This window comes from Kitasatospora sp. NPDC088779 (genome assembly GCF_040685395.1).
Taxonomy (GTDB): domain Bacteria; phylum Actinomycetota; class Actinomycetes; order Streptomycetales; family Streptomycetaceae; genus Kitasatospora.
The window spans coordinates 30,300-43,423 of sequence record NZ_JBFBHW010000012.1; the positions used below are offsets into that span (position 1 = coordinate 30,300).

10 protein-coding genes and 1 pseudogene are annotated in these 13,124 nt (G+C 68.7%); 5 read left to right on the forward strand and 6 right to left on the reverse strand.

Annotated elements, in window-relative coordinates; translation table 11 throughout:
* Positions 1 to 57 precede the first annotated feature (57 nt).
* The gene (locus AB0P03_RS13610) at positions 58 to 1,605 is read right to left on the reverse strand and encodes a glycosyltransferase family 39 protein (RefSeq protein ID WP_363628895.1); all 1,548 of its coding nucleotides are present in this window, start codon (positions 1,603 to 1,605) and stop codon (positions 58 to 60) included.
* 267 nt (positions 1,606 to 1,872) lie between these two features.
* On the opposite strand from AB0P03_RS13610, the gene AB0P03_RS13615 reads away from it, so the two are divergent.
* The 3 genes from AB0P03_RS13615 (at position 1,873) to AB0P03_RS13625 (ending at position 6,319) form a co-directional block, all read left to right on the forward strand.
* On the forward strand, positions 1,873 to 3,015 hold the full coding sequence (locus AB0P03_RS13615; RefSeq protein ID WP_363629154.1) for a sensor histidine kinase: 1,143 nt from the start codon (positions 1,873 to 1,875) through the stop codon (positions 3,013 to 3,015).
* Between the two features lie 464 nt (positions 3,016 to 3,479).
* Positions 3,480 to 3,920 (forward strand): hypothetical protein, encoded by a 441-nt coding sequence (locus tag AB0P03_RS13620; protein WP_363628897.1) that lies wholly within the window; start codon positions 3,480 to 3,482, stop codon positions 3,918 to 3,920.
* Positions 3,921 to 4,417: 497 nt separating this feature from the next.
* Positions 4,418 to 6,319 carry a DNA/RNA helicase domain-containing protein gene (locus AB0P03_RS13625; protein ID WP_363628899.1) on the forward strand — a complete coding sequence of 634 codons (1,902 nt, stop codon included), beginning with the start codon at positions 4,418 to 4,420 and terminating at the stop codon, positions 6,317 to 6,319.
* A 7-nt stretch (positions 6,320 to 6,326) separates the two neighbouring features.
* Here AB0P03_RS13625 and AB0P03_RS13630 read toward each other — a convergent pair.
* A pseudogene (locus AB0P03_RS13630) lies at positions 6,327 to 6,668 on the reverse strand (HNH endonuclease); the annotation flags it as partial.
* Positions 6,669 to 7,159: 491 nt separating this feature from the next.
* Here AB0P03_RS13630 and AB0P03_RS13635 point away from each other — a divergent pair.
* Entirely contained in the window at positions 7,160 to 7,288 is a 129-nt protein-coding gene (locus AB0P03_RS13635; RefSeq protein WP_363586125.1) for a DUF6408 family protein, read from the forward strand.
* 57 nt (positions 7,289 to 7,345) lie between these two features.
* Here the strand turns inward: AB0P03_RS13635 and AB0P03_RS13640 are convergent, their stop codons facing one another.
* The 4 genes from AB0P03_RS13640 to AB0P03_RS13655 all read right to left on the reverse strand — a co-directional run bounded on the left by AB0P03_RS13640 (position 7,346) and on the right by AB0P03_RS13655 (position 11,222).
* Positions 7,346 to 9,421, reverse strand: a complete 2,076-nt coding sequence (locus AB0P03_RS13640) for a DUF2075 domain-containing protein (RefSeq protein ID WP_363628901.1) — start codon at positions 9,419 to 9,421, stop codon at positions 7,346 to 7,348.
* 849 nt (positions 9,422 to 10,270) lie between these two features.
* Positions 10,271 to 10,657 (reverse strand): hypothetical protein, encoded by a 387-nt coding sequence (locus tag AB0P03_RS13645; RefSeq protein WP_363628902.1) that lies wholly within the window; start codon positions 10,655 to 10,657, stop codon positions 10,271 to 10,273.
* Positions 10,654 to 10,980, reverse strand: coding sequence for a transposase (locus tag AB0P03_RS13650; protein ID WP_363586123.1), 327 nt, complete (start codon positions 10,978 to 10,980; stop codon positions 10,654 to 10,656). The genes AB0P03_RS13645 and AB0P03_RS13650 overlap by 4 nt, the downstream gene beginning before the upstream one ends.
* A 17-nt stretch (positions 10,981 to 10,997) precedes the next feature.
* Entirely contained in the window at positions 10,998 to 11,222 is a 225-nt protein-coding gene (locus tag AB0P03_RS13655) for a hypothetical protein (RefSeq protein ID WP_363628904.1), read from the reverse strand.
* A 534-nt stretch (positions 11,223 to 11,756) separates the two neighbouring features.
* On the opposite strand from AB0P03_RS13655, the gene AB0P03_RS13660 reads away from it, so the two are divergent.
* Entirely contained in the window at positions 11,757 to 12,536 is a 780-nt protein-coding gene (locus AB0P03_RS13660; protein ID WP_363628905.1) for a restriction endonuclease, read from the forward strand.
* The last annotated feature ends 588 nt before the right edge of the window (positions 12,537 to 13,124 follow it).

A 13,124-nucleotide genomic window follows, 5' to 3' on the forward strand; every position in this document is an offset into this window, starting at 1 on the left:
CTCCTCCTCGGCTTGGGATTGCTCTGCGGGACCGCGACTCACGGTGTCCTCGGCCTGTCACTCGTACGCGCCGAGATGGCGGTACGCGGGCCAGAGCGACTTCCACGGCGCGCGCGGCCCCTGGCAGATCGAGATCTGCCGGCCCTGCTCCGGATTGCCGATATCCAGCCCGTTGTCGAGCCGGGCGACGGCCGTACACCGCTCGAAGTCCGCGGTGAGCCGGTCCTGGTCGATGCCCACCGCGACCACCACCTCCGCGGAGTCGGGCGGCGGCCCCCAGTTGTGGAGCTCGTTGTGCCCGCTGTAGACGGCGGGCAGGCCGTACTTCTCGCCGTAGCGGTCCAGCGCACCCGCCTCGCCGAAGTTGCCCGCCAGCAGCACCGCGCGGGCCCTCTCATCCGCCGACAGCCCGTCGTACACCGCCGCCACCTGCGCGACCGTGGTCGGCCAGCCGACGGTCTCCAGCGCCATGCTGTTGATCGCCGCGCTGTGCAGCGACCTCTCCGGAATGACCGGCAGCGTCAACAGCATCTGGAGCAGCGCGGTCAGGACCAGCCCGACCGCGACCACCGGCATCCGCCGCCGACCGCGGGCGATCCAGCGGTCGGCCCGGACGGCCCCGACGGCGAACAGTGTGACCAGGAAGCCCCCGGTGTAGTCCGGCCGACCGCCCTCGATCATCAGCGCGGCGACCGTCGCCAGCAGGTAGCCGATCGCCACCGCCCGCACCGGGCGCCACTCCCGCTTGCGGAGCAGCCCGATCAGACCGGCGACCCAGAACACCGCCAGCCCGGGACCGAGCAGCAGCAGCAGGTTCGACACGAACATCGAGCGGTTCGCCGAACCGTCGCTGGCGCCCAGCGCACGCGCCATCTGGATCTGCGGGAAGTCGTGGGTGATCTGGTAGACCAGGTTCGGCGCACCGATGACCAGCGCCAGCGCCATTCCCAGGTAGAGCCGCTTGTCGCGAAAGACGTCCCGGGGCCCGACCACGACCAGACCGAGCAGCAACACCACCGGCAGCAGCAGCACCATGTACTTGGCGTAGAGCGCCGCACCGCACGCCGCACCCGCCCACAGCCACCACCGGCCGTCCCGCCGCAGCAACGCCCGCAGCACGAACAGCATCACCAGGCACCAGGCGACGGCATCCAGACTGCTGGTCAGGATCCAGTGGCCGACGCTCAGCACCATCACGGAGCTGCCCAGGCCGATCGCCGTCATCAGCTGCGCCCGCCGCGAGGCCCCGAACTCGGCCGCGATCAGCGATCCGAGCACCACCACCGCGACCGCGCACAGCACCGCCGGGACGCGGATCGCCCAGAGGCTGTCCCCGAAGACCAGCGTGGCCACCCGGACGATCGCAGGCAGAGCCGGCGGCTGGTCCACGTAGCCCCAAGCGAGCCCCCGCTCACCCAGCATCCGGAAGTACAACTCGTCGGCGTCATAGCCGTATTCATTGATGAACAACAGCAGGACGGCAGCCGTGCCCGCCGCCACGGCGGCCACTGGTCGCCAGGCCGGCACCGCCGCCGACGGGGAGACCCCGGGCCCGGCCTCCTGCCGTTCGGTGACCCGCGTCCCGTCCGTACCAGTGGAAGCCATCAAAACCCTCACGTAATGGAGATCTGCCGACACCTGGGCAGGCCGGACGCCGGGCGTCACGACCCTCGGCAGATCCTCGTCGAACTACCGATCGAGGCTCCATGTGTTTGACTCGTCCGCTAAACAGCTCAGTCCGGAGCGCCTTTGACGGGTTCATCTCCACCCTGCGACTGATGCCGCCTCACCCTCACGGTGGACCTGGGCCCCGGCGCGGCTACTTAGCCTGAGGGGGTGCATCGACTCAACATCCGGCTGCGCCACCACCCGATGACGGTCGACGCCGGTTGGGCGGGGCTGCTGCTGTTGATCGGCCTACTGGACGCGCCGCGCGGCGGCGGACCAGGGCCGGTGATCGCGGTCGTGCTGATGTCCGTACTGGTCGCCGTCCGACGCCGGGCGTCCGGGCCGGCCGTCGTCGGCGGCGCGGTGTTGGCGGCCGGCCAGCTCGCTCTCGCCGTTCCACCGGGCCCGGTCGGCGTCGGCTACCTCGCCCTGACCTACGCCGGTGCCGCGTTCGGCCCTCCCTGGGCCTCCCGGCTGGCGCTGGCCGCCTGTGCCCTCGCCGGCCCGCTGACGGTCTGGCGCTTCGAAGCCGTCGGGCCCACGTCCGGCTGGCTGCGGGCGGTCGTACTCTCCGGGTTCCTGTCCACCCCCTTCGTCCTCTGCTGGGCGTGGGGGCGGCTCACCCGGATCCGCCGCGCCTACCTGACCGAGTTGGAGGACCGCGCCGCCCGCCTCGAGCGCGAGCGCGACGCCCAAGCCAAGGTCGCCGTCGCCGCCGAACGCGCCCGTATCGCCGGTGAACTGCACGACGTCGTCGCACACAACGTCTCCGCCATGATCGTCCAGGCCGACGGCGCCGCCCACGTCCTCGACAGCTCCCCCCAGCAGGCCAAGGAGGCACTCGGCACCATCGCCTCCACCGGCCGACAGGCCCTCGTCGAGATGCGCCGCGTCCTCGGCGTCCTGCGCACCTCCGAGACCGCCAAGGAATACGTGCCTCAACCCGGCGTCGAGGAACTGTCCGAACTCCTCGAACAGGTCCGCACCGCCGGCCTCCCCGTCGACTACACCACCAGCGGCCGCCCCCGCACACTGCCCCGCGGCGTCGAACTGACCGTCTACCGCATCGTCCAGGAGGCCCTCACCAACGTCCGCAAACACGGCGGCCCCGCCGCCCGCGCCCGCGTCGCCGTCGACTTCGGTGAACGCGAACTCATCGTCCTGGTCGAGGACGACGGCCGAGGCAGCACGGACGAACACCTCACCACCGGCGGCGCCGACGGCCACGGCCACGGCCTGGTCGGCATGCGCGAACGCGTCGCCATGGTCAACGGCTGCCTCGACGCCAGCCCCCGCCCCGACGGCGGCGTCCGCGTCCACGCCGCCCTCCCCCTCAAAGCCCCGTGACCGCCCTCCGGCCTCCGCGTCACAACCACCGAATGACATCCGGGGAAAACATCATTGATGCCGCTTCCTCCGGCAGCAGGTTACGGAAGCCGGCCTTGACCGCTCACCGGCTTCTCCGCACCCGAGTGCTCAGCGGAGTTCAACGAGTACCGATACGCGGCCTGACCAGCAGCGACCGGTTTCCGTACGACGCAGGATCCGAGCCCGGCCGTACCGCGGTTCACACCACCCGCGATCTGGTTGCCGACGCGGTTCGGTCGTGGGGTCGACTTGGCGGCGGCGTGCGGGCGGGCTCTGCCGGCCACCTATCCGCCTTTTGCTGCGATGCTCTTCGTGCCGAGCACAGAGGTCGTCCGTGGCGGTGGAAGACGTTGCCTCCGGCGGGGGTGAGCTGGCCGAAGGCTCGTGATCCGGCCCGGTCTTCGAGGGCCTCGACGACGCGGTCGGACAGGGCGACCCACGCCTTGCCGCCTCTGGTCTTCGGCCTGGTCAGCACCACCTGGTTGTTGCACCCCAAGACCGCCCTCGACCGCTTCCACCTGCTCTGCGACAAGGCAGGCGTCCCCCACATCGCCCTCCACGACCTACGCCACCTCACCGCCGACCTCGCCACCGCAGCCGGAGTCCCACTGACCGTCGCCTCCAAGACCCTGCGCCACCGCACCCTGTCCACCAGCGCGAACATCTATACGGACCTGACGTTCCTCGCCGCCCGCGCGGCAGTCGACGCCGTCGCCTCGGTCCTCAACGATGCCGACCGCGCCGCAGTCGACCGCCCAGCCTGCCGCGCCCGCCGCCCACGGCACCAGACCCACGCCCGCACCGCCAAGTACCCACATACCAACAGGCACGAACAGAAGAACCGTCCACCCCCAGGCCGATGTGGCCCGGCGACCACCAGCTGACACCGAAACAGGAGAAGCCGGCACCTGGTTTCCCAAGTACCGGCCCTCACGAGCGACATCACTGTCGGGACGACAGGATTTGAACCTGCGACCCCTTGCCCCCCAGTCGCCCAGCCGTAGCCATCGCTGCACGTCAGACGGTAGACAGCCCGTGCTGTTCGTTCACCGAAAGACGCCTCAGAGGCAATGGTGATCGACGCGTGGTCCCCGGTTCTCCCCGCTCCAGACCCTCCCCGGCTCCGTCGCAGTTCTCGTGGCCCAAGCCGTTGGAGTAGCCCGGTCCAGACGGGGCCGCTCCGGGGCTCCGTCGGCCACGCAAGCCTCCCCCGTCACCCATTCCCCGGTCCGCCATGCGTTGGTGGAGGCTCAGGTGTTCGGGCACGAGCTCAGACTCTCCGCTGTAGGTTTAGCCCTGTCATCAGCGCGGCCCGCCGGGCTTCCCTCCAGGGACATGCCCCCACCCGCACGAGTCACTTCGTGCTGCCTGGGAGCATGTCTTGCTGTTCCGCGACTCCGCGTCCGCGGTCGCTGCCGAGAGCCTGGCCGGATCACTGTTCGTGCGCCTCATCGACCAGTTCGTCCACAAGCACGGCCACAAGCCCAGCCCGTCCGAGGTGCGTTCCTGGGAGCGGAGCATCCCGGCCCTGACCAATGCGCTCCTGGCCGCCGGGCTCGACATGGTGGAGGTGCTCCTCGAGTACTCACTGCCGCTGAACAGCAAGCGCGCCGACGTCATACTCGCCGGCGTCCACCCGAGCACGGGCGAACCATCGTACGTGGTGGTCGAGCTCAAGCAGTGGAGCAGCGCGCTTCCGGAGGACGGCGATCCGCTGCTCTGCCGGGTCGACGCGTACACCCGGCCGGTGCTGAACCCGATCGAGCAGGTCCGCGGCTACTGCGACTACCTGATCTCCTTCAACGGCGCGCTCGCGGCGCATCCCGAGCGGCTGTCCGGCGTTGCCTTCCTCCACAACGCGACGGAGTTCGGTGTCCAGGGCCTGTACGAGGTGCCGCAGGACGATCGCGGCCGGCTCTTCACGGCCGAGCGCCGAGGGGAGTTCATCCAGTACCTCCGCTCGAAGCTGAAGCCGGTCTCCGGCGCGGAGGCTGCGGACCAGTTGCTTGCGGGCAAGGTGGCCCCGTCCAAGCAGCTGATGGCGGTCGCCGCCGACGAGGTCCGCGAGCGCGAGCAGTTCGTCCTGCTGGACGAACAGCGGGTCGCCTATGAGCTGGTGCTGCGCGCGGTACGCCAGGCGCAGCAGTCCGACCACAAGGAGGTGGTCGTCATCACGGGCGGCCCGGGTACCGGGAAGAGCGTCATCGCGCTGTCCCTCCTGGGCGATCTGTACCGGCGTGGCGTCACGGCCCTGCACGCGACCGGGTCCAGCTCATTCACCACCACCATGCGCCGGATCGCCGGCGCGCGGAAGCGTGAGGTCCAGGACCTGTTCAAGTACTTCAACAGCTTCATGACCGCCGAACGCAACGGGCTGGACGTATTGATCTGCGACGAGGCCCACCGGATCCGGGAGACGTCGGCCAACCGCTACACGCGGGCCGCCCAGCGCACCGGCAAGCCCCAGATCGAGGAGCTGATCGACGCCGCCCGGGTGCCTGTCTTCCTGCTGGACGAGCACCAGGTCGTCCGGCCTGGCGAGATGGGCACTGTGGCCCAGATCCGGGCGGCCGCCGCCGTGAAGGGCCTGGGCTGCCAAGTGGTGGAGTTGGACAGCCAGTTCCGCTGCGGCGGCAGCGACGCCTACCTGCACTGGGTGGTGCGCCTCCTGGGCCTCGAGCCCGGCGGCCCGGTCGGCTGGGAGCCCGACGGCAAGGTCGCCCTGGATGTGGTCGACAGCCCCCAGGAACTGGAGGCGTTCCTCGACGCCCGCCGCGCGGAGGGATACGGCGCCCGCATGTCGGCCGGGTACTGCTGGAAGTGGACCACGAAGGTGGCCCCAGGAGACCAGCTCCCCCTCGACGTGCACATCGGTGACTGGGCCCGCCCGTGGAACGTCTACGGCGACCGCTCGATCGCCGGCGCCCCACCAGCCGCGCTGTGGGCCACCGACCCGGCCGGCTTCGGCCAGGTCGGCTGCGTGTACACCGCCCAGGGCTTCGAGTACGACTGGAGCGGCGTCATCCTCGGGCCCGACCTCATCTGGCGGACCGACCAGTGGATCACCGACCGGACGGCGTCCAAGGACCCCGTCTTCCGCAAGTCCACCACCGACGCCGACATCGACCGCCTGATCCGCAACACCTACAAGGTGCTCCTGACACGCGGCATGATCGGAACGGTCGTGTACTCGACGGACCCGGAGACACGCGCCAAACTGCGGAACCTGGTGGCCGGCCAACAGGTGGAGCAGATCGAGGTGGCGCACGGCCGTCGCGGCTGATCGGCACTCACCGCGCCGGGCCGACGGGCTCCCCGGGTTCGCCTCGGAAGACCTGTTCGCCGTGCCACCGCCGGTGCAGGCCTGCGACCAGTGGAGCCCCTGCCTGCGGGCCGTGACCGGCCGTCCGGCCAACGCCAGCACGTGCTGGCGGCTTGCCTCGCTGCGTCCGACGAAGCGCTGTGAGACGGGTATGCGGCGCCCCTCCCCAAGACCCAGGACGCCCTTGTCGAAAAGCTTGTGGTGCAAGGAGCGCAGGCACAGACCGTTGTCGACCTCATCCGGCCCGTCGTGGGATCACCAACGCACATGCGCCCGCTTCCGGTCCGACCGTGCTCGTTCCCAGCATTCCCCGGACGAGGACGAACCTCATTCAGATCTCGCACGCCTCTCACCGGACACCAAGCTCGTTCTCGTCGCCTGCGCTTGCTCCCTGGCCGACGGTGTGATCCGCCTTGAGTGGGAATCCGCGGAACTCCGCCGCGAGGACAGGTCATTGATCTGGCACCGCCATGAGCCCCTGCCCATCCCACGGCAGCACTGACACGACAGCTTCGCGCGCCGACGGTGAGCCCTTTGCCTCTGCCCCTGAGGGGCATGGCGGCGGACCGGCGTGCGTCCTGCGAGGTTCCGCTCGCTGATCCCCGACGCCAACGCGTCCACGCGGTAGCATCATTGCGCTGCGCACCTTCCCGGAGGGTACGAGGCCTAGGTTCCGTGCGCCCTCGACAGGCGGCGATTGACGGATGGTTGTGCCCGTCAGGTGGTCAACATCTGACGTGAGCGTGGTTGCCCGGTAGGGTGCCCCCTGCCATTCCGATATCACTACCTGGGGATGGCCGCATGACCTCGATCGAGTACAAGCCTGCGCGTCGTGGACGGATCCGCAAGATCCTCACCGACATCGCCGTCGGAGTCGCCTCCAACATGCTGGTGGCGGCGCTGACCTCGGTGGCGCACCTGCTCTTCTGACGCAGGTCAGTGGCGGGCCCGGCGAGCCCGCCACGTCCACCCTTTCCACACCTTCGGTCAGAACAAGCGAAGGTCGTTCTTGGGCTTCTTCCGTCCCCGCTTCGGACGGGCGTGATGCCATGGCAAGCTCTCCCGAGTCGGCCGCAATCCGTGGATCTCGGTCTCCCCGACAAGGCCCTTGAGGTAGGCCCGGGTCTCCTCGTCCGTGGAATAGAGCACCGTCGCCCGGCTGGCCCGGGTCATCAGCACGTGGTAGGCGTGCCGAATCAGGCGGGCGAACTCCTCGTCACCGACGCTGCTCGCACTGACCTTCGGATCAAGCGATCCTGGAACTCTCACCCGTCTTACACCTTGCGCCGACTTCTCCGTCTCCTTGCCTCGGCGGAACACCCACTGGTCGTCCCGGCGCACCATGTCATCGCCCATGATCACTCCGCACCAGTCCCACTCGAGGCCCTGTGCGGTGTACACACAGCCGATCTGGCCGATGCCGTTCTTGTGCATCGACCACCTGACACCGGGCGGGACGCCGTCCGCGCAGAAGCTGTCGCTCTTCGCGTTCCACGGCTCGTGCCAGTCACCGATCCTGACATCCCGCTCCAGTCGCTTCTCCCGGCCCAGAGGCTCGGTCCAAGGCCAGCAGTAGCCGGCAACCATACGCGCGGATGCCCCGGCGCTCTCCTCGCCGAGGATGATGCCCCTGAGCGCGTTCGGTGTGTCCACCACCTCGACATGCATCAAGCCGTCCGGCGTCCAGTGCTCAGGTTCGTCATCCGACATACCGAGCAGCGCGTGCACCCAGCGGACGTACGCGTCACTGCCACCGCATCGGAACTGCTCGCGGAGGCCGTACCGCACCACCTTGGCTCCGCGCCGATCAGCCGCCTGCTGGATAAGGTCGACCGTACCGACCTCCTTCGGACGAACGACCTGGCCTTCGTCGATGAAGAACACCGTCAGCCGGGACGCATCGAGGAGTTCGTCCACCTGCGGCCGAGATCCCTGCTTCTCCGGCGGCCAGAACCGGTTCTCGGAGCGGTCACGGAGTCGGTGTGCCTCATCGCAGATCAGAACATCGAGCAGCGGGTCGGGCGTCGTGACGTAATCGAAGAAGTAGGTGAAGGTCTCCTTGAACTCCCGGTCACCGACACCGACGTGCTCCTGCATCGCCGCGTTGAAGGCCCTGCTCCCGCTGGCGTAGTTGACGTTCCGGCCAGCGGCCTCCAGCTCCGCCTTGATCTGCAGGCCGATAGCGCTCTTGCCGGTGCCTGCGCCACCGGTCACCAGGAAAACTACTCGTCGCTCGTCCGGAACCAGCGCGGACTGCTTCGAGGAGGGCAGTACCTTGGCGGCTGTCTCCAGGATCTGATCAGCCACCTCCTTCTGCCGCCCCCGCAGGGTGAAGACCGTGTCCGTGCCCCGGGACCACATCATCGCGTCGAGCAGCGGTGCGTTGCGCACGCCGATGCCCTGTAGTAGCAGCTCGGCCTCGGTGCCGCCGCCGTCAGCGGCAAAGTGTCCCTGCAAGTCGGTCAGCAACTGGCGGCGACGATCACCGGTGTACACCTGCGCATAGACACCCGTCGGTGCGTCCACGTCGATCAGCGGACGGACAGAGTCCTCAGTGGCGTTGTGCAGGTAGGCAAAGCCGCCGCACTCGATGTCGACCATGCCGAAGGGGCCCCGGCTGCCGGTGAACGCATGGTAGTACTCACGCAGTTGCAGCGCAGGGTGCTTCTTGGGCTTCGCCAGGCCTGCCACGTAGACCTGGTCCGCAATGGCCCGCTCGACCCTGGTCACGGTCGACCAACGCTTCAGCTCCACCAGCTGGACGGACGGCCGATTCTCGCGCGGGTGGCGGCCCACAAGGACGACGTCCACGAGCCTGGGACTGCTCCCCTTGATGTCCTCGTCAGCAGTCGCGGCGCACTCGACGACCATCTGCACATTGCCACGATCAGCGGCAACCAAATCGTTCGCCAGACAAATCAGACTCTCCGCCCACGCAAACCGCTCCGTCTCCGAAGCCTCGTGCTCCCGGAACTTTCGCCACCGTTCGGCAAGATGTGGCACCATCCGGCGACGCGAGTTCAGAGTGAGCAGATCCTGCGCCGACAACTTCAGCAGGAGCATGGGCACGAAGGGACTCCCCCAGACCAGACCACGAGTGATTCGTGCGGGTTGGGGGCATGTCCTCAGCGGGAAGCCTGTCGGGCCGCAAACAGTACCGTCGATCCTACGTGCAGAAGCGGCCGTCAGTACACAATGCTCAGCGGCGATACGTACATCAAGAGATCATTCTCATCCCGGGCGAAGGCCCAGCCGCGCAATACCCCCAGTCGCCCGGCCATTGCCATCTCTGCACGTCAGGCGGTAGACAGCCCGCGCTGTTCGTTCACCCAAAAGCCCTCAAAGGCGGAGGTGAATAGCGCGTGGTCCCAGATCGCCCCCGACTGATGCACTGACCAGCGTCTCCAAGGAGCTGAACCAGTCGATGCCCTCGGCCCCGGCCAGCAGCTACGGGCGCCCACCCTCGCACGTCAGCCGCGACGAGGACTCATCCGCCCACGCCACTGATTCCCCGCCGCGGCCATCAGTTGCTTTCCTTTGCGGCACGGTCCGGGGAGGGCTTCGCCGGCCTTCTCTTCGATGTGTGCAACACATCACGGCTGAGCACGTTTCAGGAGGACACCACGTCTCTCGACCCTGCCCTCGACGACCCCCTGGGCCTTGGCCAACGTGTACTCGCCAGCCACCGCGGAACGCCGCCGCCAACTCGATAGCGAAGTACGAGATATGCCCTACGTCCGGGTACACCAGCGTCCGTCCGCGCGTGTCCCAATAGTCCCGAGCCACGGTTTCAGTCCGCCCGGAGCGAGAACCTAGCCGGTTGAGACAATACGACCGCCGCTGAGTCGAGGTCCGCAAGTCTGGTGGCGAGTGTGGCCAGAGCCAGCCGCTCGGGGAGTGCCTCGTGGAACTTCAGTCCGCGCATGGCTTCACATCGACGTCTGGCAGGCACAGCCGTGAGACCGCATCCGCCGTTCCGACCTTCCACATCTGTGGGGTGAGGTCGGTGCGTAGGCGCAGGTATTCGTCGGAGAAGCGCTGGCGTTCGTCGGTGAGGCCGGCGAGGGTGGCGGTGAGGGTGTGCACCCTCGACACCCCGTACGCGCCCCGTGCCTCCTGGTGGACCCCGCGGATCTCGTGAACGAGCACGGCCTCGGCCGACGCCCGTTCGGCGCGGGCCGGAGCACCGGCCCGCCAGGCGTAGTACCCGGACCGGGCGACGCCCAGGACCTCGCACAACCACTGGACGCCGAACTCGGCGGCGTGGGTGGAGACGAAGTCCCAGCGGCGGGCCCTCACTTCATCTCCCGCGCGAAATAGGCCGCTGCCCGGCGCAGGATCTCCTTCTCGGCCTGCCACTCGCGCTCGGCGTTGCGCAGGCGGACGAGTTCGGCCCGCTCCTCGCTGTTCAGCACCTGCCCGGTCGACGCCGGCTCGGTGTCGGCGGCGCGCACCCAGTTCCGCAGGGTCTCGTGATTGACCCCGATCTCCTTCGCGACGGCCGCGAACGTGCGCCGGCCCTCCGCGGCCCGGTACAGCGCGACGGCATCATGCCGGAACTCGTCCGAGTACTTCGACGGACGTCCCACCTGGACTTCCCTTCCTGGATCGACAAGATCCAAGTGTCAGGGTGTCCACGTCACGGGGCAAAGCTCAGCGGAAGGTGGACCCCGCCGTCGAACACGCCCGGCTCCTGGCCGCCGGCGAGAAGCACCTCCAACGCGAGGAGGCCGCCCGAGCCAAGGAAGCCGCCCGCGTGGAAGCCGAGTTGGCCAAGCGCCAGACGGCTCGCCGCCGGGTGGAGGAGGCGAAGAAGCGCGCGGACGCCCAGGCCGAGAAGGAAGCCCAACGGCAAGCCCGGCAAGCGAGGAACTGGAATCAGTCCTGCTGCTGCGCCCCGAAGGTCTGGAGGCGTGGCACCCGCACGTCGAAGAGGCCTTCGATCACGAGGGTCCTCAGGGCGTCGCGGAGCGGATCGAGGACCTGCTGCAGCGCTCTCCTGTCCCCCGGGCTGCCGGACCGCGGCCCAGGCGGTCTACGTCCCCGAGGCCCAGCAGCTCCTGGTCGATGTCGAGCTGCCCAACCACGAGATCGTCCCCCCGGTGGCCTCCTACCGCTACGTCGCGCAGCAGACCAAGGTCATCCCCCAGCCCGCCAAGCAGGCCGAGATCCACGAGGCCTACGCACGGCTCGTGGCCCGCCTGGCACTGCGCGCGCTGGACGAGGCGTTCTCCGCCACACCGGCCGCGTTCGTGGAGACCGTCATCCTCAACGGCCGCGTCAACACCACCGATCGGGCGACCGGCCAGACCGTCCGGGCCTGCGTCGTCAGCGTCGTCGCCCAGCGCAAGGACTTCGCCGAACTCGTTCTGGACGAGCCCAGGCTCGACCCGCAGCAGTGCCTCCACCGGCTCGGCGCCACCGTCTCCAAGCACCCCCACGACCTGGAACCGGTCACACCCATCGTCGAGACCGACCTGTCCCACTACCGCATCACCACCGACACCGCCGTGGTCGCCACCCTGGACAGCCGGCCCGACCTGCTCCAGATGAACCCCTACGACTTCGAACGCCTGGTCCGCAAACTCTTCGAAGCCATGGGCTACGAAACCTGGCGCACCCAGGGCTCCGCGACGACGGCGTGGACGCCGTCGCGACATTGGCCGACCCGACCGGATCCACCATCTTCGCCATCCAGGCCAAACGCTCCAAGAACGTGGTCCCGGTGAACACCGTCCGCGCCATGTCCGGCGTCATCGACGACAAGGACGCCGGCTACGGCATCGCCGTCACCACCTCGTGGTTCGGCAAAGACAGCTACGACTTCGCCCACCGCAACGGCCGCCTCCGCCTCATCGACGGCCGCAACCTCAAGGCCCTGCTCACCGAGCACCTGAACATCGACGCCCTGATCGGACTGCCCAAGGTCCCCCGGGCTGGCAGGCCGGCGACCTCGTGTAGGCACGGCCATGGGGTCGCCGCAGCAGATCGCGGTGACCCTCGGCCGACGGCTGCGGTCCCTGGCTGGTCCCCAGCAAGATCACAAAGCGGCTGCGCCGCAGCCACCCATCACCTGTCGGATCATCAACAAAAAGGCCGCTGGCCTGGGATTTCTCCCGGCCAACGGCCTTCCGACATCACTGTCGGGACGACAGGATTTGAACCTGCGACCCCTTGACCCCCAGTCGCCCGGCGATAGCCATCCCTGCACGTCAGACGGTAGACAGCCCGCGCTGTTCGTTCACCGAGAGGCGCCTCAGAGACGGTGGTGAACGACGCGTGGTCCCCAGCAAGTCCCCCCGACTCGGTCTCGGCTGCTCCAGGGAGCGATTGCCACTCTCGTCTCAGGGCCCAGCTCGGCACCGCACCGGAACTGCGATCCTGGCCGCCCAAGAGGGCAACCGCCACCACCCTCCGGCGCTGGGTGCGCGGACAGCGCGGCATCGCGTTGCGATCCTCGGCCGCCCCGAAGAGCGACCGCCACCGGCCAAGGCCTGGTACTCCTGCACGCGGGCGACGTTGTTGCGATCCTCGGCCGCCCAGGAGGGCGACCGCCACCAGCGCGCGGTCGCCCGGGATGCGCGAGGCGCGTTCGTTGCGATCCTCGGCCGCCCCGAAGGACGACCGCCACTGGGTGATCTGGGTGAGCAGGCCGGCGAGCTGGCCGTTGCAATCCCTGGCAGCCCCGAGGGGCGGCCATCACTGCCTGCGGCGTGGGTACTCTCGCCGACATCGAATTCGTTGCGATGCTCGGCCGCCCGCGAGG

Coding starts and splice junctions, on each gene's coding strand:
- AB0P03_RS13640 (WP_363628901.1), bottom strand. CDS start 9,421: ATGCTCCTGCTGAAGTTGTCGGCGCAGGATCTGCTCACTCTGAACTCG.
- AB0P03_RS13635 (WP_363586125.1), top strand. CDS start 7,160: ATGACCTCGATCGAGTACAAGCCTGCGCGTCGTGGACGGATCCGCAAG.
- AB0P03_RS13610 (WP_363628895.1), bottom strand. CDS start 1,605: ATGGCTTCCACTGGTACGGACGGGACGCGGGTCACCGAACGGCAGGAG.
- AB0P03_RS13615 (WP_363629154.1), top strand. CDS start 1,873: ATGACGGTCGACGCCGGTTGGGCGGGGCTGCTGCTGTTGATCGGCCTA.